This is a genomic window from Rhodovulum bhavnagarense, from assembly GCF_004343505.1.
In the GTDB taxonomy this organism is placed as follows: Bacteria; Pseudomonadota; Alphaproteobacteria; order Rhodobacterales; family Rhodobacteraceae; genus Rhodovulum; species Rhodovulum bhavnagarense.
This window is the reverse complement of record NZ_SLXU01000008.1, coordinates 73,749-94,616: the sequence shown is the minus strand read 5'-3', so window position 1 is coordinate 94,616 and position 20,868 is coordinate 73,749. Positions and strand designations below refer to the sequence as shown.

Annotated in this window: 20 protein-coding genes and 1 tRNA gene; 8 read left to right on the top strand and 13 right to left on the bottom strand. The window is 65.3% G+C overall.

The features are described from left to right. Positions 1–53: 53 nt before the first annotated feature. From EV663_RS09720 to EV663_RS09700, 5 genes are all read right to left on the bottom strand, one after another. Positions 54–446, bottom strand: a complete 393-nt coding sequence (locus EV663_RS09720) for a hypothetical protein (RefSeq protein WP_132951603.1) — start codon at positions 444–446, stop codon at positions 54–56. After that, positions 443–1,216, bottom strand: coding sequence for a DUF6478 family protein (locus EV663_RS09715; protein WP_132951602.1), 774 nt, complete (start codon positions 1,214–1,216; stop codon positions 443–445). Before EV663_RS09715 ends, EV663_RS09720 begins: the two co-directional genes overlap by 4 nt. Before the next feature lie 54 nt (positions 1,217–1,270). Then, the gene (locus EV663_RS09710; protein WP_132951601.1) at positions 1,271–2,005 is read right to left on the bottom strand and encodes a hypothetical protein; all 735 of its coding nucleotides are present in this window, start codon (positions 2,003–2,005) and stop codon (positions 1,271–1,273) included. Positions 2,006–2,174: 169 nt separating this feature from the next. Beyond that, a tRNA-Leu gene (locus EV663_RS09705) sits at positions 2,175–2,261 on the bottom strand. 120 nt (positions 2,262–2,381) lie between these two features. Next, on the bottom strand, positions 2,382–3,701 hold the full coding sequence (locus tag EV663_RS09700; protein ID WP_165910172.1) for a peptidoglycan-binding domain-containing protein: 1,320 nt from the start codon (positions 3,699–3,701) through the stop codon (positions 2,382–2,384). A 108-nt stretch (positions 3,702–3,809) separates the two neighbouring features. Between EV663_RS09700 and lipB the strand changes: the two genes are divergently transcribed. Beyond that, a complete protein-coding gene (gene lipB / locus EV663_RS09695) occupies positions 3,810–4,460 on the top strand; it encodes a lipoyl(octanoyl) transferase LipB (RefSeq protein WP_132951599.1) in 651 nt (216 codons plus the stop codon). Positions 4,461–4,474: 14 nt separating this feature from the next. On the opposite strand, the gene EV663_RS09690 is transcribed toward lipB, so the two are convergent. Both EV663_RS09690 and EV663_RS09685 read right to left on the bottom strand, forming a co-directional pair. After that, a complete protein-coding gene (locus EV663_RS09690) occupies positions 4,475–4,804 on the bottom strand; it encodes a hypothetical protein (protein WP_132951598.1) in 330 nt (109 codons plus the stop codon). Positions 4,805–5,003: 199 nt separating this feature from the next. Beyond that, positions 5,004–5,465, bottom strand: coding sequence for a GatB/YqeY domain-containing protein (locus EV663_RS09685; RefSeq protein WP_132951597.1), 462 nt, complete (start codon positions 5,463–5,465; stop codon positions 5,004–5,006). 182 nt (positions 5,466–5,647) lie between these two features. On the opposite strand from EV663_RS09685, the gene carA reads away from it, so the two are divergent. Together carA and EV663_RS09675 are read left to right on the top strand one after the other, a co-directional pair. Beyond that, the gene (carA, locus tag EV663_RS09680; protein WP_132951596.1) at positions 5,648–6,802 is read left to right on the top strand and encodes a glutamine-hydrolyzing carbamoyl-phosphate synthase small subunit; all 1,155 of its coding nucleotides are present in this window, start codon (positions 5,648–5,650) and stop codon (positions 6,800–6,802) included. Positions 6,803–6,873: 71 nt separating this feature from the next. Next, positions 6,874–8,742 (top strand): glycosyltransferase, encoded by a 1,869-nt coding sequence (locus tag EV663_RS09675; RefSeq protein WP_132951595.1) that lies wholly within the window; start codon positions 6,874–6,876, stop codon positions 8,740–8,742. 10 nt (positions 8,743–8,752) lie between these two features. Here the strand turns inward: EV663_RS09675 and EV663_RS09670 are convergent, their stop codons facing one another. Continuing rightward, the gene (locus tag EV663_RS09670) at positions 8,753–9,406 is read right to left on the bottom strand and encodes a GntR family transcriptional regulator (RefSeq protein ID WP_132951594.1); all 654 of its coding nucleotides are present in this window, start codon (positions 9,404–9,406) and stop codon (positions 8,753–8,755) included. Between the two features lie 102 nt (positions 9,407–9,508). Here EV663_RS09670 and EV663_RS09665 point away from each other — a divergent pair, with 102 nt between their 5' ends. The 5 genes from EV663_RS09665 (at position 9,509) to EV663_RS09645 (ending at position 13,896) form a co-directional block, all read left to right on the top strand. After that, positions 9,509–10,156 (top strand): pyrimidine 5'-nucleotidase, encoded by a 648-nt coding sequence (locus EV663_RS09665; RefSeq protein WP_132951593.1) that lies wholly within the window; start codon positions 9,509–9,511, stop codon positions 10,154–10,156. 112 nt (positions 10,157–10,268) lie between these two features. After that, complete coding sequence (locus EV663_RS09660; protein WP_132951592.1) at positions 10,269–10,514, top strand: hypothetical protein; 246 nt, start codon at positions 10,269–10,271, stop codon at positions 10,512–10,514. A 58-nt stretch (positions 10,515–10,572) separates the two neighbouring features. Further along, entirely contained in the window at positions 10,573–11,781 is a 1,209-nt protein-coding gene (locus EV663_RS09655) for a UbiH/UbiF family hydroxylase (RefSeq protein WP_132951591.1), read from the top strand. A 102-nt stretch (positions 11,782–11,883) separates the two neighbouring features. After that, a complete protein-coding gene (gene ilvC / locus EV663_RS09650) occupies positions 11,884–12,906 on the top strand; it encodes a ketol-acid reductoisomerase (protein ID WP_132951590.1) in 1,023 nt (340 codons plus the stop codon). An 81-nt stretch (positions 12,907–12,987) separates the two neighbouring features. Next, positions 12,988–13,896 (top strand): DMT family transporter, encoded by a 909-nt coding sequence (locus EV663_RS09645; protein WP_132951589.1) that lies wholly within the window; start codon positions 12,988–12,990, stop codon positions 13,894–13,896. A gap of 114 nt (positions 13,897–14,010) precedes the next feature. On the opposite strand, the gene glmM is transcribed toward EV663_RS09645, so the two are convergent. From glmM to EV663_RS09620, 5 genes are all read right to left on the bottom strand, one after another. Then, positions 14,011–15,363 (bottom strand): phosphoglucosamine mutase, encoded by a 1,353-nt coding sequence (glmM, locus tag EV663_RS09640; RefSeq protein ID WP_132951588.1) that lies wholly within the window; start codon positions 15,361–15,363, stop codon positions 14,011–14,013. After that, a complete protein-coding gene (folP, locus tag EV663_RS09635) occupies positions 15,356–16,375 on the bottom strand; it encodes a dihydropteroate synthase (RefSeq protein ID WP_132951587.1) in 1,020 nt (339 codons plus the stop codon). The genes glmM and folP overlap by 8 nt, the downstream gene beginning before the upstream one ends. 40 nt (positions 16,376–16,415) lie before the next feature. Then, positions 16,416–17,366: a dihydroneopterin aldolase gene (locus tag EV663_RS09630; protein ID WP_132951586.1), complete on the bottom strand. Its 951-nt coding sequence runs from the start codon at positions 17,364–17,366 to the stop codon at positions 16,416–16,418. 97 nt (positions 17,367–17,463) lie between these two features. Then, on the bottom strand, positions 17,464–18,129 hold the full coding sequence (locus EV663_RS09625; protein WP_243697926.1) for a cell wall hydrolase: 666 nt from the start codon (positions 18,127–18,129) through the stop codon (positions 17,464–17,466). Positions 18,130–18,262: 133 nt separating this feature from the next. Beyond that, on the bottom strand, positions 18,263–20,812 hold the full coding sequence (locus EV663_RS09620) for a putative PEP-binding protein (RefSeq protein ID WP_132951585.1): 2,550 nt from the start codon (positions 20,810–20,812) through the stop codon (positions 18,263–18,265). Positions 20,813–20,868 lie beyond the last annotated feature (56 nt).

Genomic DNA, 20,868 nt, shown 5'->3' with positions numbered 1-20,868 from the left:
GTCACCCGGAACGCGGCGTCACCCGCAGCATTCCGGACAGACCGGGAAAATGGCTACATCGTTTCGACACAGTGTCGACGAAAGGCCTTTTTCAGCATGTCCAGCTCGGCCCGCAACAGGTCGATCTCGGCGCGCAGATCCTGTTCCAGCGGGGCGCCTGTCACGATGGCGAAACTGTCAAGCGTCGCGCCGGTTGCCGCATCGCAAACCAGAAACGTCTGTACCCCGTCCGACAACAAGGCAGCCGGGATCGGCACCGCCAGAGAATAACGTCCGGGCATTTCCGGGTCTGGGGCCAACACGACACCTTCCAGCGGCGTTTCCTGGTGCAAGATCTCGATTTTAGGCATCTCGCCTTCGGCGCCCGCGTTCAACACCCCCTCCCATACGCCCGCGCGCAAGCGGGTTGCGGTCAGGTGAAGCGCGCCCGGTGCGGTGTCTTTCATAGCTCTGCCCTCGGTCGGCGACTCAACGTCACGTCTCGCAGGATGATCTGGTTCATCTCTGGTCCCTCGAAGATCAGGTCGAGCCAGGCCTTTTCGACCCGCTTCTCGTTGAGATTGGTGTAAGCCAGGTCGAACTCGACCGCGATATCCTGCTCACCCAGCGGCAGTTCGCGCACGACCTGTTCCACGTTTGGCCCGTGCTTGACGTTCAGCCGGGCAAAGATTTCAAGTGGGTACTCGGTCTCGACGATGGTCTCAAGGCGCACCAGGTGCTTGCAGCGCAGCCCCGTGCAGGCCTCTGGCGGCAGGTCGATGACCAGCGACAGAAAACTGCCATCGAACCGGAAAACGTCCAGCCGCACACCGAAGGGCGCGATATCCTCGGCCCTGGTATTGCGGATCTGGCGAAAGGTCAGTTCGGACCGGATGCAGTCGTGATGAATCGTCGCCTCCTCTCCGAAAGAGGTGCGCGTCGCCACCGAGGCCGCTCCAGGTGGAAAGATGGGGCCGCGGAACAGTTCGGGGCGATAGGCCCAGTCGGTTCCCAGCGGCTTTCGGATCGCGTTGGACCCGATCGGGGGCAATGTCAGACGCCCTTCGGCCACATGGATCACCCGGTCGAGGCTGCGCCGCAACTGCCACGCCCGTCCACGCAAAGGCCGGAGCGCGACCAGGTCCATCGCGTCGGCGGCGACCCCGGCTCGGGCCCACGCGGCAAGGCTGCGGCGAAACAGGACGCGTTCAAGGAAACCTTCGGTCTTGGGAATCATGGCCGATTTGCCTTTGTCACACCGGCAAGACTCTAGCCCAGTTGCGCACAGACTTCATCCCGGCAAATCCTGCCCGGCAAAGATCGCGGCAAACCCGGCCGCGCGCGTGACCGGCACGGCCCCGGGCGCGGGCAGGCGCGCGGTTTCACGCCGGATTCGCCCGGCAAAGTCACGCAACAGCGCCTGCGCGGCGGCGGGGGTAACGGGGCGGTCCGCGAACGGTGTCACGGTCGCGGTGACGATCCGCCCGTTCACATCGAAAATCGCGCGCCAGTAATCTGGCCGAAGCCCCGCGCCAAGACCGGCGCTGCGATCGGCTGCATGCAGGAAAAACAGGCCGTCGCGATCGAACATGGCCTCGATCGACACGCTGTCGGCCCGCCCGTCGCGGGCCAACGCAGCACGCCCGGCATCGGTATCGAAGTACCGCGCCAACACCAGCGCACGATCCTCGTCGCGGCCGCCAGGCCCCGGATTGGCGGCGACCGAGGCGGTCAGCAGTGCGTCGGGGCTGGGGCTGGGGGCGTCGGAAACACGGGTCAGCGCCGCGCAACTGGCCAGCAGGACAAACGCGCCATCCCGCCCCTCGCGCAGCGTGGAACGGTCCACGCAAAACCCGTAAGGCGCGGCGATCACGACGCTGTCATCGGCAACGATCACCCGCGGCGGCGCCTTGGGACCGAAGGCACCGCCCCGCCCGACCTGCGGCGCATCGGCCATGCAGCCCGACAACGCCATAATCAGGCCGAGGCCGAAACTAGAAATCGTGCCGTTCTTAGGGGGGCGCATCCCATTCTCCCGTCGGTGACGCCCCGCCATAAACAGCACCAGCCTCAGAAACAAGTAATCGATGACCAAGGCATGAAGGCGGATCAAAGCTTTCAATGAGACCCGCCCGAGGGTAAAAACCGGGACATCACGGCGACTGGCCCCGGTTTTTCGTCGGGTTGCCGAGAAATGGTGCGGTCGAGAAGACTCGAACTTCCACGGGAGTTACCCCACAGCGACCTCAACGCTGCGCGTCTACCAATTCCGCCACGACCGCACGTGTCGGTTAGTGCGCGGGTTCATAGCGGCTTGGCCGGGGGATGTGAAGGGGAATTTTCGTCTTTTCGACATGGTGCGGCGCGGCTGCCCGACGCGGGGCCGCGCCGCGATATTGGGCCTAGTTCGGGATACCGAAATTCGGCACCCCCGTTGGCTGGGCTATTCCCTGGGACGCCCCTGCCCCGCCGCGTCCGACCAGTTGGTTGGCCGCGGCCCGGATAAGCGCGCTGCGTTCGGGCTGATCGGGGGCAAAGACCGGGATCGCGCCGGTTTCCAATGCGCCCAACGCGATATCATACCAGCCCAGCGCCAGATCCGGCCGAGGTGTAACGCCAAAACCCTGGCCCAGGTGATGGCCCACGAGTTCGGCATAGACCCGTTCGCCCAGTGCAACCATCAAAAGCGCCGAACCGATAGCGACATCCATGCTTTCGCGGTCATAGCCGACCGACAGGCATATCTTTGCAGTACCGGCAAGCTGACCCGGCGGCATGCCCGAATTCTGAACAAAGGCGTTGACCCCCTGCAACACCGCGTCAGGCGATTGTACCGAAAGCCCGGCCACGTGATCGGCCAGCAAGGGCCCCAGGCCGTCGCATTGCGCGGCGACCTGGTCCGGGCTGAGCCCCGCGACCTTCCTGGCAAGATCCTGCCCCTGGGCGACGGCCTGGCCGCGCGCAAGGCAGAACTGTTCGTTCAGGGCAAAGGCCGGGTCGGTCATGTCGGCCAAAACGGTCATGCCACCACCGGCATTGGTGCGCATCGTAACGGACGCGCAATGCGATGTCAGCGAGGGGCCGGTGCCCTGCACCATGAAATTGGGAATCGCCAAGGTCGGGGCGACCGGCGCAACAGGCGCTGCAACCGCGGGCGCGGCAGGCACGGCAACGGCGGGCGCGGGCGCGGGCGGTGCCACCTGTGCCGCTTGCGGTGTGGCCGCAACAGTCCCCAAGCCACCCGCCGCAAGTTCCTGCTGATAGGTTTTCAAAAGACCGCGCATTCCCATGGGGCTGGATGCCGCCACCTGCGCCGTAACCGCCCCCCCGGCAAGGGCCCGGTGGTAGGAAGTGACCAGGAAATCCTGTTCATAGGGTGAAAGGACGCCGGTTATCGGGTATCCCATGAAAGCCTGGTATTGCGAAATCGCGTTGCGGGTGTTCTGGCCGATGACGCCATCCACAACGCCCGCGGAAAATCCGAAATGGTTCAGCGCGGCCTGTATCTCGCGGTTTACCGCGACGACCTCGGGCGCGATGACCGGCGTGGCGGGACGCACGACAACTGTCTTGTTGCGATCTTTCAGGCGTTCGCGAGCGATCTCTCGTGCCTTTGGACCGCCAATGATCACCACGCGGTCGTTTTGGGCCACCGCCCGAGGCGCCGGGATGACGGCCAGACCTGCCACAAGGCAAGCGACTAGAACATGTTTCGGTTTCACGCTATTCCCCCCCAGATGACGACGGCGCGGGCCAGATGCCGCCATGACAACTCCGAGGAAAACCTTCATGGCCCCGGACTGTGCCTGTCAAGACTGGAGCGCAGAGAGATGACCCCCGAATGGCAGGTCTTGCCGGGCCTGAGCCCCTACGCGGAAACCTGTGCCAGGATGGAGGCGCGGGCCGAGGCGATTGCCGCAGGTACCGCGCCCGAGGCGATCTGGCTGGTGGAACATCCCGCTCTTTACACTGCGGGCACCTCTGCCGATCCGCGCGACCTAACCGATCCCGGCCGGTTTCCGGTTTTCGAAACCCGGCGCGGGGGGCAATACACCTATCACGGTCCGGGCCAACGTGTGGTCTACGCGATGCTGGACGTGGGCGCGCGCGGCCGCGATGTGCGCCGGTTCGTCTGGCAACTCGAGGAATGGGTAATCGTCACGCTATCCGAGTTCAACGTCACGGCAGAGCGGCGCGCGGGCCGCGTGGGGGTCTGGGTGGTACGCCCCGATTTGCCCCCCGGCCCCGGCGGCGATGCGCGCGAGGACAAGATCGCCGCGATCGGCGTGCGCCTGCGCCGCTGGGTCAGCTTTCACGGGCTCGCCATCAATGTCGAACCCGACCTGACCCATTTCGACGGGATCGTGCCCTGTGGCATCCGCGCACACGGCGTGACCAGCCTTGTCGATCTTGGCCTGCCGGTCACGATGGAAGATGTCGACATCGCCCTGAGGCGCAGTTTCCCGCGCGTCTTCGGCTAGCGTATTCGCCTCGGTCAGTCCTGCGACTTGCGTCCGGTAATGTCGCGCATGGCCGCCCGCCCCTCGATAAGAAGGTTGGGGTGCTTGTGCTCGTGCTTATCGTGCTTCAACTCTTCGAGGTGCTTTTCATATTCCTCTGCCTTGAGGCGGAAGAAGCGCTGCGCCAAATCCTCGTACATTTCACGCGCGAGCAGCAGGCCCATGATCAACGCGGTCGGCAACGAGATTTTGTGGGAATACAGGAAAAAACCGATGAGATGGCTGACGATCAGGATCAGGGCCGCCCCGCGCAAGAGCACGGCAGGCCAATCCTCGGGTTTGACGTTCTTGAAATAGTTCAACATCTCGCGCTCCGTCCTTGGGTGCCGACATGACGGCCCCTGCCCTTTTCCCTGCAATCCCGGCGCGGAGGTTTCCGCGCAACGCCGCCTTCTAAATGGCACCCTCGCTGCGCGCTGCAAGCCCGCTGCGGCAAGAAAGGCGCCTTTCCGGGGCGCCCTTTTTGTCGCAGGCCCACCGTTTCGCACCGCGGCGCCATTGAGATCAGCTCGTCAGCCGCGCCCGCACCATCGGACCAACCTGGCCGAAATCCATCCTGCCGGCATAGTTTGCCTTGAGTTGCCCCATGACCCGGCCCATGTCGCGGATCGACTCGGCCCCCAACTCGGCGATCGCGGCATCGATCGCCGCGGCGACCTCGTCCTCGGTGAGTTGACGAGGCAGGAATTCCTCGATGACAGCGATCTCGGCGCGTTCGGCCTCGGCCAGGTCCAGCCGCCCGCCCTCTTCGTAAGCACGCGCACTTTCCTGGCGTTGCTTGACCATACGGCCGAGAATAGCCAGAACCTCGGGGTCTCCGACACCGTCTTCGGCGCCCTCGCCTCTGAGCGCGATATCGCGGTCCTTGATCGCCGCGTTGATCAGGCGCAGCGTGCCCAGACGCTCGGCCTCCTTGTTCTTCATGGCCACTTTCAGCGCCGCGGCGATGCGCGTCCGCAAGTCCATTTTGATCCCCTTTTGTAGGCACTCTGCCGGGAAATGCCAAAGTACAGCCTGCCCACACCCGAAACAAGCGCAGGCGAACATATCTAAGCTATTGTTTTATAATAATTTTACATTTTTCACCCCCCCTTGATTCTTTCCCTCGCCCCCCATAGGTTCCGCGCGATCACCGTCAGGAGAGTGTCATGCCCCCGTCAAACGCCGCCCGCCCGACCGCCTGCCTGACGCTTGCCGACGGCACCGTGTTCTACGGCCAGGGCTTCGGCGCCACGGGCGAGACGGTGGCGGAACTGTGTTTCAACACCGCGATGACGGGCTACCAGGAAATCATGACCGACCCCTCCTATGCGGGCCAGGTCGTGACCTTCACCTTCCCCCATGTGGGCAATGTGGGCGTCAACCCCGAGGATGACGAAACCGCGTCACCGGTCGCCGCGGGCATGGTCGTCAAGTGGGACCCGACCGAACCCTCGAACTGGCGCGCGGCCGAACCTCTTGTGGACTGGTTGTCGAAACGCGGCAGGATCGGGATCGGCGGCATCGACACCCGCCGCCTGACCCGCGCGATCCGCCAGCAGGGCGCGCCCCACGTGGCGCTGGCCCATGACCCCGAAGGCCGTTTCGACATCGAGAAGCTGGTTGCCAAGGCGCGCGGGTTCTGCGGGCTGGAGGGGCTGGACCTGGCCAAGGATGTCACCTGCGCGCAAAGCTACCGCTGGGACGAGATGCGCTGGGCCTGGCCCGAGGGATACCAGCGGCGCGAGGGGCCGGGCCACAAGGTCGTCGCCATCGACTATGGCGCGAAACGCAACATCTTGCGCTGCCTCGCCTCGGCCGGCTGCGATGTCACCGTCCTGCCCGCCACCGCCACGGCCGAGGACGTGCTGGCGCTGAAACCTGATGGTGTCTTCCTGTCCAACGGGCCGGGCGATCCGGCGGCGACAGGGGAATATGCCGTGCCGATGATCCGCAAGGTTCTGGAACAGGACGTGCCGCTGTTCGGCATCTGCCTGGGCCACCAGATGCTGGCGCTGGCGCTGGGGGCGAAAACGATCAAGATGAACCACGGCCATCACGGCGCCAACCATCCGGTCAAGGATCTGGAAACCGGCAAGGTCGAGATCACCTCGATGAACCACGGCTTTACCGTGGACAGCCAGAGCCTGCCCGCGGGCGTCAAGGAAACCCATGTCTCCCTCTTCGACGGGTCGAATTGCGGTATTCGCATGACCGATCGTCCGGTCTTCAGCGTGCAATACCATCCCGAGGCCAGCCCCGGACCGCAGGACAGCTATTACCTGTTCGAGCGTTTTGCCGCCGCGATGGCCCAGCGCGCCTGAGCGCCGCACGCATTCACCAAATATTAACCATACAGCCACCAGAAGGGGTCGTTCCCTCCTGGTGGTACCCCATGACCAAGCTCACCCCGAAAGCCGCCCGCCCCATGCCGGCGCGCGCCCCCGCCATCGCCTTGCCGGGCGATCTGTGGCTGGGCGATACACTGCTGCGGATGGGGGCGATCACACCTGCCGCGCTGAACCGGACACTTGCCGACAAGGCGCGGATGGATATCCGGCTAGATGCGCTTTTGGTGGCCGATGGCACGACCGATGGCGAAACGTTGGTCAGAGCACTGTGCCGACGATATCGCACAACACCCGCGCGGCCCGACCTGTTCCCCCCCGATCGCGGGCTGGTCGACATGCTGGGCGCCGCGCGCTGCCTGCGCGAAGGCTTCGTTCCATTGCGCCGGATGGGCGCGGCAACACTGATCGCCACCGCGCATCCAGAACGCTTTGGCGAACAGACCGCCGCCTTGCCCGCCGGCATGGGAACGCCGGTCATGCTGATCTGTAGCGAACGGATGTTGCAGGACACCCTGGCCCGGCATTTCGGCCCCGCCCTTGCGCTGGCCGCGGCGACTCGGGTCCCCGAGGTTGAAAGCTGCCGCTTCTGGTACGGGGCCGCCCCGCGCGTGGCGGTGGCGGCCATCCTGGTCACGCTGATCTGCCTGTTTCTGCTGGCCCCGCGCGGCACCTTGGCCGCGCTGACAGTCTGGGCGGCGGGATGGATGGCGCTGGGGACCGGGCTGAAAGCCGCCGGCGCCATTGCCGAGGCGCGTCACGCGGCCCGGCTGCGCCGTCAACCCGAGCCGCCTCCGCCGGTGATCGCACGGCTGCCGGTTGTCTCGATTCTCGTGCCGCTTTACCATGAAGCAGAGGTTGCGACGCGGCTGATCGAACGGCTGGCGCAGCTCGACTATCCGCGCGCGCTGCTGGATATCTGTCTTGTGACAGAGGCAAATGACGACGCCACCCGCGCCATGCTGGCCCGGACCGAGTTACCGGGCTGGATGCGCACGATCACCGTGCCCGACGGCATCCTCAAGACCAAGCCACGGGCGCTGAACTACGCGCTGGAATTCTGCCGCGGGTCGATCATCGGGGTCTATGATGCCGAGGATGCACCAGAGCCCGACCAGATCCACCGGATGGTGACACATTTCCACGCCCGCGGCGCCGATGTTGCCTGTTTGCAGGGACGGCTCGATTTCTACAATACCGGGCGCAACTGGCTGTCGCGCTGTTTCACGATGGAATATGCCGCATGGTTCCGCGTGGTTCTGCCCGGGCTTGCGCGGCTGGGCGTTCCGGTGCCCCTGGGGGGAACCACGCTGTTCTTTCGTCGCCCCGCCCTTGAGGCGCTGGGGGGATGGGATGCCCATAACGTGACCGAGGATGCCGATCTGGGCCTGCGCCTGGCGCGGCATGGCTATCGGACTGAATTTCTGGATAGCGTCACTGCCGAAGAGGCCAATTGCCGAACATGGCCCTGGGTGCGGCAACGCTCGCGCTGGCTCAAGGGCTACGCGATGACCTGGTCGGCCCATATGCGTGAACCGGTCCGGCTATGGCGACAGCTTGGCCCATGGGGGTTCTGGGGGGTCCAGATCCTGTTCCTCGGCTCTCTGACACAGGTCGCGCTGATGCCGCTATTATGGTCGTTCTGGGGGCTTGCGCTGGGGCTGGACCATCCGCTGGCTGCGCATGGAATGACGCCGGCGCTGGCGACCCTGATAAGCCTTTTCATTCTAAGCGAGACCGTCTCGCTGAGCGTCGGCATCCAGGCGCTGCGCCGATCCGGCAAGCCGGGATTGATCCCATGGCTGCCGACATTGCATTTCTATTTCCCGCTGGCCACGCTCGCCCTTTACAAGGCGATATGGGAAATGATCGCGCGGCCCTTTTTCTGGGACAAGACGCGCCACGGCATCGACTGAGAGGGTGGGCTTAACACTCTGCCATGAGACGGTCGGCATCGTGGCGCAGCCGCGATTCGAAAGCGACTGAGATATGTTTTTTCAGCGCGTCATAGGCCGCGTCACCATCCCCGGCCTCGATCGCCGCCACGATTGCCGCATGTTCGGCCAGTGCATCGCGGCCCCGCCCCTCCAGCGCCAGAGATGTCGTCGCCATCAACGCCATGGTGCGGTAGACAAGATCCAGTTGCTGAACGAGATAGCGGTTATGCGAGGCCAGGTGGATCTGTTTGTGAAAGCGCCGGTTGGCGCGGGCAAGCGCGGCGGAATCCTCGACCAGCGATTCGTCGTCCTTGACCATCGCGCGCAACACCCGGACCTCTTCGGCGGTTGCATGACGTGCGGCCAGCCTTGCAGCCAGCCCCTCAAGTTCAGAGCGCACGACGTAGAGTTCGGCCATCTGGTCATGGCCCAAAGAGGCGACGATCAGGCTGCGCCCGTCGCGCGCCAGCAAAGACTGTGTCTCGAGGCGTTGCAAGGCCTCACGGATCGGCGTACGCGAAACCCCGAACCGTTCGGCAAGTTCGCTTTCGACAAGACGATCGCCCGGCCCGTAAACACCCACGTCGATCGCTTCGAGAATCATCTCGTAGGCGTCCTTCTGGACGGGGCGCGCGTCTTTCATCGGGAAGCTCCTGCATACGACAGTCTACATTAAGGTCCAGCCACCCCTCATATCAAGCCCCGGCAATCGAGCCTATTGCCGCAGCGCGTAAAGGCCGTGTTCATGATTCATCACGATTTTTCTCATATCCGCGGCTGGGTCTTCGACCTCGACAACACGCTTTACCCGCCCGAGGCCCGACTGTTCGACCAAATCGAACAGCGAATGACCGCCTTTGTCATGGAGGCGCTGGGGGTGAGCGAGCCAGAGGCAGACAAGCTGCGCCACACCTACTGGGCGCGTTATGGCACGACGCTTGCCGGGCTGATGCAGGTCCACGGCGTCGCGCCGGATCGGTACCTGGTCGAGGTCCACGATATCTCGCTTGATCGGCTGACCCCCGATCCCGACTTGCGCGCCCGGATCGTCGCGCTGCCGGGCCGGCGGATCGTCTATACCAACGGATCGGCGGATTATGCGCAAAGGGTTCTGGCCGCGCGCGGTTTGGCCGGAGCCTTCGATGAAGTGTTCGGGATAGAGGATGCCGATTACAACCCCAAGCCCCGGCGCGACGCGTTCGAGACGATCTTTGCCAAGGGCGGGATAGACACGCCGGACTCTGCGATGTTCGAGGACGACGCCCGCAACCTAGCCGCGCCGCACGCAATGGGCATGCGGACCGTTCATGTCGCGCCCCGCCCCGAACCCGCACCACATATCCACTACCATACAGACGACCTGACGACGTTCCTGGACCGCCTGCGCCCCTGAGACACGCCGATTGCGCCGGGGGGGGGGTGCGAGGCACGCCTTGTTGCGACTATTTGTCGCATTTAGCATATTGCCGCATGTTGTGATATGCTCTGGCCAAAGGGAGATATTCATGCATTCGAATACTACGGAAGAAAAGCGTCGCCAGGGCAGTTTCCTCTTGTCCGTTCCGGTGCTGGGCTGGATCTTGCGCGACCTCATGCACGGGGATGCGGACAATATCTGGTACCTGATCGGCGGCGGCCTGTGCCTGTGGGCACTGGCCGTCATAAAGTGGGGCGTTCTTGGCCTTTACCTGCCTGCGGTTGCTGCGGTCCCGGTGGTGATGATCATCCTGCTGCTGATCACGCGCGGCTGATCCGGTTCCTCTTGGACCCCGGGCCGGGAGGGGCTATCTGGGGTTCAGGAGGCGCAACATGACCGATCTTTCCACCGATATCCTGATTTCCGGCGGCGGTGTCGCCGGACTGACCGCGGCCGCGGCCTTTGGTTCGGCCGGGTTTTCCGTTTCGTGCGTGGACCCTGCGCCGCCGGTGACCGATGAAACCGCCGATGGTGCAGACCTGCGCACCACGGCATTCCTGCAACCCTCGCTGAAGGTGCTGAAAGACGCGGGGCTGTGGGACCGGCTTGCCCCCCATGCAACCGAGTTGCAGGTAATGCGCATCGTGGATGCCGGCGGCAAGACACCCGCCCCGCGCGTCAGCCGTGCGTTCAAAGCGTCGGACGTGTCCGACCTGCCCTTCGGCTGGAACCTGCCCAACTGGCTGCTGCGCAGGGAAATGGTCGCCAGGCTGAAAGAACTGCCCAACGTCACCTTCCACCCCGGCACCGGCACAGCCTCGGTTCTGACCCGCGACGTCGAGGCGCGCGTGACCCTCACCGACGGCACACGGGTACGCGCCAAGCTTTTGATCGCCGCCGATGGCCGCAATTCCCCCGTGCGCGAAGCGGTCGGGATCGGCGCGAAAACCATCCGCTACGGGCAAAAGGCGTTGGCCTTTGCCGTTACGCACCCAGAACCGCACAACAACGTCTCGACCGAGATCCACCGTTCGGGCGGGCCGTTCACGCTGGTCCCGCTGCCCGACCGTGACGGCAGGCCCTGTTCGGCCATCGTCTGGATGGAACGCGGCCCCGAGGTTTTGCGCCTGGCCGCCCTGCCAGAGGCCGAGTTCAACGCCGAGATGACCGCCCGCTCGGGCGCCCTGTTCGGCCCGCTGCGCCTGGAAACCCGCCGCACCGTCTGGCCGATCATCAGCCAGATCGCACACCGGATGTATGCCGAACGCACCGCCCTGATCGCCGAGGCCGCCCACGTGGTGCCGCCCATCGGCGCGCAAGGGTTAAACATGAGCCTCGCCGACATCCGCGTGCTGCTGGAACTGTCGCGGGCCGCCCCGGCAGATATCGGAAACGACGGAATGCTGGAATTGTATCACCGCCGACGTCACCCAGAGGTAAGCGCGCGGGTTGCGGGCATCGACATCCTGAACCGCACTTCGATGCGCGGCGAACGGATCGCACGCGACCTGCGCGCCGCGGGCATTGCCGGGCTTTATGGTCTGCCGCCGGTGCGCAAGGCGTTGATGCGGGCGGGGATGGGGGTCCGGTTGTCCGCATAACCCGCGCGCCAGCTTGCCATTGCACTTTGTTGCCCAAACCCGCTATGGAACGCAGGATATGTTCCGGCAGGGGCCGGGAAACGTTACGACGAGGGATAAAACATGCGCGTCTATTACGACCGTGACTGCGATATAAACCTGATCAAGGACAAGAAGGTGGCGATCCTGGGCTATGGCTCTCAGGGTCATGCCCATGCGCTGAACCTGCGCGACAGCGGCGCCAAGAACGTGGCCGTTGCCCTGCGCGAAGGTTCTGCCTCGGCGAAAAAAGCCGAGGCAGAAGGGCTGACCGTGATGGGCATCGCCGAGGCCGCCGCCTGGTGCGACCTGATCATGTTCACCATGCCCGACGAATTGCAGGCCGAAACCTACCGCAAATACGTCCACGACAACCTGAAGGAAGGCGCCGCCATCGCCTTTGCCCACGGCCTGAACGTGCATTTCGGCCTGATCGAGCCCAAGGCTGGCGTCGACGTCATCATGATGGCGCCCAAGGGTCCCGGTCACACCGTGCGCGGTGAATACGTCAAGGGTGGCGGCGTGCCTTGCCTGGTCGCGGTGCACCAGGACGCCACCGGCAAGGCGCTGGAATTGGGCTTGTCCTACTGCTCGGCCATTGGCGGCGGCCGCTCGGGCATCATCGAGACCAACTTCCGCGAGGAATGCGAAACCGATCTCTTCGGCGAACAGGCGGTGCTGTGCGGCGGCCTGGTCGAACTGATCCGCATGGGTTTCGAAACGCTGGTCGAGGCGGGCTATGCCCCCGAGATGGCCTATTTCGAGTGCCTGCACGAGGTAAAGTTGATCGTGGACCTGATCTACGAGGGCGGCATTGCCAACATGAACTACTCGATCTCGAACACCGCTGAATACGGCGAATATGTCTCGGGCCCGCGCATCCTGCCCTACGAGGAAACCAAGGCCCGGATGAAGGCGGTTCTGACCGACATCCAGACCGGCAAGTTCGTGCGCGACTTCATGCAGGAAAACGCCGTGGGTCAGCCCTATTTCAAGGGCACGCGCCGGCTGAACGACGAACACCAGATCGAACAGGTCGGCGAAAAGCTGCGCGGCATGATGCCGTGGATTTCCGCCGGCAAGATGGTGGACAAGGAAAAGAACTAAGCCGCTCTTTTCCATCGGTTTTCGGATTGACCCCGGCCACGCGCCGGGGTCTTTTCGTTACGCCAGAGGAAAGTGATCTCCATGCAGACCAGCCCCGATATCCGCCCCTCCGACTGGGCCATGGTCGCCACGCTCGGCCTTGTCTGGGGGGCAACCTTCATGGTCATCGAGATCGCGCTCGAAGGCATCACACCATTCTGGCTGGCCGCCGGGCGCATCGGCTTTGCCGCGGCGCTGACCGGGGCGATATGGGCGATGCGTGGCGGGCGGCTTTACACCGGAGCGGGGCGGGCCGGGCCCTCGATCCTGGCCATCGGCGCGCTGAGTTCGGCAGTGCCCTTCATGTTGCTCAGTTGGGGGCAACAGCATGTCACCAGCGGATTCGCGGGCGTATCCATGGCGGCTGTTGCGCTGATGGTCCTGCCGCTGGCGCACTTCTTCGTGCCGGGCGACCGGATGAACGCGCGCCGCGTGGCGGGCTTTGTCATCGGGTTCCTCGGCGTGGTGGTTTTGATCGGCGGTCAGGCATTCGAAAGCACCGGCGCCGCCCGAGAGGCCGGGGGCCGCCTTGCCTGCCTCGCGGCGGCGGCATGCTATGCGGCCGGTTCGATCCTGACCCGGCGTCTTCCGCCGGTTGACCCCGTCGCGCTGGCGGCAGTGTTGCTATTGGTGGGAACGGCCGTGGTCGTGCCCGTCGCCTGGGCGGCAGAGGGGCCGCCGCCCCTGCCCGATACGCGAACCCTTGCCGCGCTTGCGGTCCTGGGGTTATTGCCCACGGCGGGCGCGAATTTCCTGCGCATCCTGGTAATCCGCAGCGCCGGCCCGACCTTCATGACCCTGACGAATTACCAGGTTCCAGTCTGGTCGGTGATATTCGGCGCCGTCGTACTGGGTGAGCCATTGCCGCCCGCGCTATTGGCCGCGCTGGCAATGATCCTGTCAGGCGTTGCACTTAGCCAATGGCCCGCTCTTCGGCGGTTATCGCGGTAACGGTCAAGCGCCCGCCTTTTGCGGAAAAGTCTATAATGCGACAAAGGGGCGGCATGGCGTCAATTCAATTCCCTGCGCCAGGCATTACGGTTAAATTCAACCGAAATCCTGCACTCAGCCTGCCCGGCTCGCGATCTCTATCGCGGCAACCACGCTGTCCACGACCTCGACCAGCAGGGCGTCATCCTCGCACTCTGCCATCACCCGGATCAGGGGTTCGGTCCCCGATTTGCGGATCAACAACCGCCCCGTTCCGGCCAGCCGTGCCTGTGCCGCGGCAATCGCCGCGCGCACCGGGACCGCCGCCAGCGGATCGCCACCCGGCGCGAAGCGCACGTTCTTCAGCAGTTGCGGCACCCTTTCGAACCGGCAGGCCAATGCCGAGGCCGACAGCCCCGTTTCCACCATCGCCGCCAGGAATTGCAGCCCCGCCAGCATCCCGTCCCCGGTCGTGGCGTAATCGGTCATCACGATATGACCCGATTGTTCCCCGCCCAGGTTCCAGCCGCCCGCGCGCATCGCCTCGACCACGTAGCGGTCACCGACCGCCGTGCGCTCCAGCCGCAGCCCAAGCCCGGCAAGGTGCTGCTCCAGACCAAGGTTGGACATCACCGTGGCCACCAGCGTACCCTCGCGCAACCGACCCTCGGCCGCCCAGCGCTCGGCGAACAGCGCCATGATCTGGTCGCCATCGGCCACCGCGCCGGTCTCGTCGATGATCATCACCCGGTCCGCGTCGCCATCCAGCGTGATCCCCACATCCGCCCCATGCGCGCGCACCGCCGCGGCCGCGGTCTGGGGATGGGTGGACCCGCAACCGGCATTGATGTTGAACCCGTCCGGGCCCACACCTACCGCGATCACCTCGGCCCCAAGTTCCCAAAGCACCTCGGGCGCCACCTTGTAGGCCGCCCCGTTCGCGCAATCGATCACCACCTTGAGACCATCCAGCCGCTTGCCCGCCGGAAAGGTCGTCTTGGCATATTCCGCATAGCGCCAGATGCCGTCGTCGATGCGCCGCGCCCGGCCGATATTCTGCGGCTGGGCAGGCATGATCTCGGCCTCAAGGATCGCCTCGATCTCGCCCTCGGCCTCGTCCGACAGCTTGAACCCCTCGGGGCCAAAGAACTTGATCCCGTTATCCTGGTGGGGGTTGTGGCTGGCAGAGATCATGATGCCGACATCGGCCCGCATCGACCGGGTCAGAAACCCCACCGCCGGCGTCGGCACAGGCCCCAGCAACAGCACGTTCATCCCCGTCGAGGTCAACCCCGCCGTCAGCGCGTTTTCCAGCATGTAACCGGAACGGCGCGTATCCTTGCCGATCACCACACGGTGAGCGCTGGACCCGTCGCGCCGGAAATACCGCCCCGCCGCCGCCCCGATCCGAAGCGCCATTTCCGCCGTCATCGGATAGCTGTTGGCCTGGCCACGCACCCCGTCAGTGCCGAAAATCTTTCTAGACATGGCCCCGGTCCAGTCCCTTCAGCGCCTGGTCGACGCGCAACGCCTGCCGCGTCTCGGCCGCGTCATGCACCCGCAGGATCTGCACACCTTGCTGAGCGGCGGCCAACGCCACGGCGATGGAGCCGGGCGCGCGCTGGCGCGCATCCTCGACCCCCGAAATGATGCCGATGAAACTCTTGCGCGAGGCGCCAAGCAGAACCGGACAGCCAAGCCCGTGAAACAGGCTCAGCCCCCTGAGCAGCGCAAGGTTATGTCCCAGCGTCTTGCCAAAGCCGATACCGGGATCGACCACGATATGCGACCGCGGGATGCCCACAGCTTGCGCGCGCGCCACCCGCGCGGCCAGCGCGTCATAGACATCCAGCAAAACGTTTTCATAACGCGGATCGGCTTGCATCGTCTCGGGAGTGCCCTGGGCATGCATCAGGCACACCAATGCCCCCGTCCGGGCTGTCAACGGGGCGAGCGCCGGGTCGAAATCGAAACCAGAGACATCGTTGACCATGACCGCCCCCGCGGCAAGGGCGGCCTCGGCAACGGGGGCCTTGCGCGTGTCGATCGAGATCGGGCGCGCGATGCCGGCATCGCGCAGTGCCGCGATCACCGGTGCGGTACGACCGATTTCATCCTGCACCGCAACCTCGGGCGCACCGGGGCGGGTGGATTCGCCACCGATATCGATCATGTCGGACGCGGCAGCCAAGGCGCGCGCCTGTTCCAGCGCCGCCTCGGGGCGGTCGAACCGGCCCCCGTCGGAAAAGCTGTCAGGCGTGACATTAAGGATGCCCATGATCCGGGGCCGGTCCATCGTCAGCCCGGCCAAAGCAGGGCGCGGCGCAGTCAGCGCGGCACGTTCCTCGAAAGGGATCGCATGGGCAGGGATGATCCGCGGCGGTCCGTCACGGCGCAGTTCCTCGGCGCGGGTGAACCACGCCCAGCCCCCGGCAATCGGCAAGGCATCGGCGGGGCGGGCGGGATCGTTCTGGACGATGGGGCGGAAATAACGGCGCATGCGACGCTGATTGGCGTGAAATACGCAAATTGGCAAGGGCTCAGGACGGGGGGGCCAAGACACCGGCGGGAATATGCGCCAGTTTCAGCCCATCGCAGGACGGCGGTGCCTCGCCCCCCACAACCAGCATCTCGGCGGCCTCCAGCCCCCGCGCAAACCAAATCGCAAGCGCCAGCGCGTCACGCGGGCCGGCAGAGGGGCCATCGAGGGCATCGAGCACGATCTTGTAAGGCGCCCAGACGCTCACCTGCCCATGCTTCATCGCCCAGTCGATCTCGGTACGGCTGCCGCGCACGACGCAGCGCGGATCGCGCCCGGCCAGAACCCAGGCATTCTGTTCGATGGCCAAGAGGTCTATGCGACGCTGTGCAGGGGGCACCGCAGATTGCGGGGCGGGCGTATCGGCCGCACCAACGCATAATACAACCGGGTGCGGCCCCTTGATCCAGCCATCCAGCCAGCGCGGCAAGCCGGGCGCGGCAATGGCCGCGTTCGACAGGAACACGACCAGGGGATGGTGGGCGGCCTCGGCACCGTGATCGGCGGGGATGACGGGGCGCGGGGCATCGGCGGGACGGTCGCGCACGATCTCGACCCCCAGCGCGCCGGGGCCACGATCCAACTTTTCAATGCGAATAAAGGCCCGCATCGCCTGTGGCTCGGCAAGTATACGTTCGGCGATGCGGTCGGCCAGCGTTTCGAGAAGGTTAAGACGTTCCGAGGACAGTTCTTCCTCGATTGCCTCTGTTATCGTGTCATAGGACAGCACCCGGTCGACATCATCCTCCAGCGGCGCGGGATTGGGGCGGACCTCGACCACCACGTTGAACCGAACTCGCTGGCTTGCGCCGCGCTCGGCCTGAAAGGCACCGATCTCGACCTCGACGACATGATCACGCAAAGAGATGCGATCGCGCAGCGGATGTGCGGGTGCCAGTGCCGCGGCGCGTTCCACTGGGCTGGCAAAGGCGAGGCGGATATCGTCTGTCATGCGAGACTCCGGGCGACTGTATGGCCCTTGATAGGGACCGGGGCATCTGCGCAAAGGCCCGTGGGCGGCGCAACAGCGCCCACGAGCGACAGCCCGCTCAGTTCGCCGCGCTGGCCTGCCGATAAAAGTGATGCACGCCGATGGTTGCTGTTCGCGGCAGGCGGTTGGCCCAGCCGGGATGAACGGCGGTGGTGTGGTAATGGGTGGCCCCGCCGGTCAGTTTGCGCGGCGCGCCGTCCAGCATGGCGCGCGCGATCTTGCCCAAGCGCCGATAGGTGGCCGGTTCGTTGATAACCTCGGCATGGCCGTCACAGGTATAGGTAAACTGGCACTGGTAACGCTTGCCGGTTCCCTGGTGGACAACATCGCAAACCGTATCGGGATAGGCCGCAGAGGCCACGCGGTTGAGGATGACCTCAGCCACCGCGAACTGGCCCTGCACGCTTTCCCCGCGGGCCTCGAAATACAAAGCCTCGGTCAGGCATTGCCATTCCTTTCCACCCTTGGCCAAGGGCTGGGCATCGACCCAGGCCAGGCTGTAGGTCGGGGCATCCGCGGCGCGCGGCGTGGTCGCCAGCCGCGTCAGGCGATGCGAACCCAATCGCTGCATGGCGGCGCTTTCGGTCTTGAGCAGGCGGGTCAGGTTGTCACCCAGCATGGCCGTCGGATCGTTCGACTGGGAACCGGTCATATCGGCCGGGGCGGCTGACGCGAAAACCGCGACCAGGCCGGCAAGGCCGGCAAGACGAACAGATGACAGCATGATGAACCCCCAGAGCTTCGGCACGCAAGGCCGCGGCCAGGCGGCGCAGACATATGGCTTTTGAGAGGAAAAGTCCACCCGCGCGACAAAAATGCAACAGTACATCCACCCGAGGCGCGTTTCGGCCCTTTTATCAGACGTCTGCCAGCACCTTGCCAAGGGCAAGCTGCGCCGCGGCCAACCGTGCCACAGGCACCCGGAACGGCGAACACGAAACATAGTCAAAGCCCGCCTTGCGGCAGAAGGCAATCGATTCGGCATTGCCGCCATGTTCGCCACAAATCGACAGCGTCACGCCGGGCCGCGCGAGGCGCCCCCGCTCTGCCCCGATGCTCAGCAACTCGCCCACCCCCTCGGTGTCGAGGGTATGAAACGGGTCCTCGGCAAAAACGCCCTGCTTGACATAGGACCCCATGAACCGTCCCGCATCGTCGCGCGACAGGCCATAGGTCATCTGCGTCAGGTCGTTTGTACCGAAACTCAGAAACGCCGCGTGCTGCGCGATATCGCCCGCGCGCAACGCCGCGCGCGGCGTTTCCACCATGACACCCAGCCGGTAGTCCAGATCGACCCCGTGCTCGGTACGCACGGCAGCGGCCAGCGCATCGATGCGGGTCTTGACCAGTTCCACCTCGCGCATGGCCGATACGAGCGGGATCATTATCTCGGGCACCACCGGCGCGCCCTGCCGACTGGCCTCGATCGTCGCCTCGAATATGGCCCGCGCCTGCATGTCATAGATTTCAGGCACCGCGATGCCCAGCCGCACGCCGCGCATCCCCAGCATCGGGTTGAACTCGCTCAGCGCCTGCACCCGCCGCGACACGTCCGACAACGGCAGATCCAGCGCCTCGGCCAGCTCACGCACGCCCTCGCGCGATTGCGGCAGGAATTCATGCAGCGGCGGGTCGAACAGGCGGATGCAGACCGGCAGGCCCTGCATGATCTCGAACAGCCGCTTGAAATCGGCCCGCTGCATCGGCAACAGCCGCTCCAGCACCGAGGCGCGATCCTCGGGGCCGGCGGCGAAGATCATCTCGCGCATCACCGTCAGCCGGTCGGCCTCGAAGAACATGTGCTCGGTCCGGCACAGCCCGATACCGTCCGCGCCGAAACGCCGCGCGGTCTGGGCGTCGGCGGGCGTGTCCGCATTGGCGCGAATCCCGATGTCGCAGGCGGCTTCGGCCCAGCCCATCAGCGCGTGGAACGCATCGTCCAGGGCGGGTTCAAGCATCTTCGCCGCCCCCGGCAGGACCTGGCCATTCGTGCCGTCCAGCGTGACGATATCGCCCTCGTGCAGCTTGTGCCCATCGGCAGTGATCAAAACCCCGTCGCGCCTGTTCAGGCGCATGTCGGAAATGCCCACGACACATGGCACCCCCAGCCCCCGCGCGATCACCGCCGCATGGCTGGTCATACCCCCGCGTTCGGTCATAACGCCCGCCGCGGCATGCATTCCGCGAATATCCTCGGGCGTGGTTTCACGGCGCACCAGGATACAAGGCTCGCCACGCGCCGCGCTGGCCTGAGCTGCGGCCGACCCAAAAACAAGCCGCCCGGTCGCCGCGCCGGGGCTGGCGGCGATGCCGTGGGCAATGGCCTGGCGCGGGACGGACGGATCAACCTGGCTGTGCAGCAATTCGCTGACCGCGCGCGGCTCTATGCGCAACAATGCCTCTTCGCGCGGAATGATCCCCTCGTCCGCCAGCATGACCGCGATCCGCACGGCACCACGCGCGCTGCGGGCAACACGCACCGCGTCCAGGACGTGCAGCTTGCCGTTTTCCAGCGTGAACTCGATCTGCATCTCTTCGCGCAGGTTGATGCGGCAGGTATCGCCATAGCGTTTAAGCTGGGCAAAGACATCGGGACAGCGTTCCTCTAGCGCGGGACCGCGCGGGTCGCGGGTCAGGAAAAGCGTTCCTGCTCGCCCCCGCATCGCGGCCCTGCCCTGGCTCTGGCCGAGATAGCGCCCGACGATCCTGCGCTGTCCGGTTGTCCCGTCGACGAACTGGATCAGGCCAGAGCCGCTTTCGCCCGGTCCCAGCCCGATCGCCATGTCCTGCACCACCAGCCCGAGCCCCGCATCGGCCGGCGCGCCGCGCGCCTGGCGCAGAAGCCGCGCTGTCGTGCCCTCCCATGCCCGCGCCATCGACCGCAGGACCTCGGCCAGTTGCCTGGCGGGATCTTGCGGAAAGGGGTCGTCGGTTTCCTCGGTATACGCGTCAAGCGCGGCTGCCAGCGCCGAGGCGCTGGTGCCGTCCTCCTCGAACATCTCGGGATCAAGCCGCGCGACATGAACCGCGTAAGACTGGACGAAAGACAGGTAAAGCGCGTTCGCCGCCGCCTCGCCATGGCTGTCCACCAGCGCGGCGTGACGGGCGTCATTCATCCCGATATTCAGGATCGAGGCCGGTCCCCCCCAGTCGGGGTCTTGCGAACTGGGCCGGACCGACACCAGAGGGGCCGCGCCGAACCGCGACAAGAGCGCGGCGATGTCGGGCATTTCACCTTGCGCGATGCGATGCACCGCCCCGAAAGACAAGGCCACCGTGCGCGGCACGGGCAAATCCAGTCTGATCAGCCGTTGCAGGCACTTGGCCCGCCCCCCATGTCGCGCGGCCGCGATATCCGCGTCTGGCGCGATCTCGGTAAAGTCAACGATATCAGTTCGTTTCTGCACCGCAGCGTCCCCTTGCCCCGTTGCAGCATACGCCCCTTGCGGCGGCTGGCAAGCAC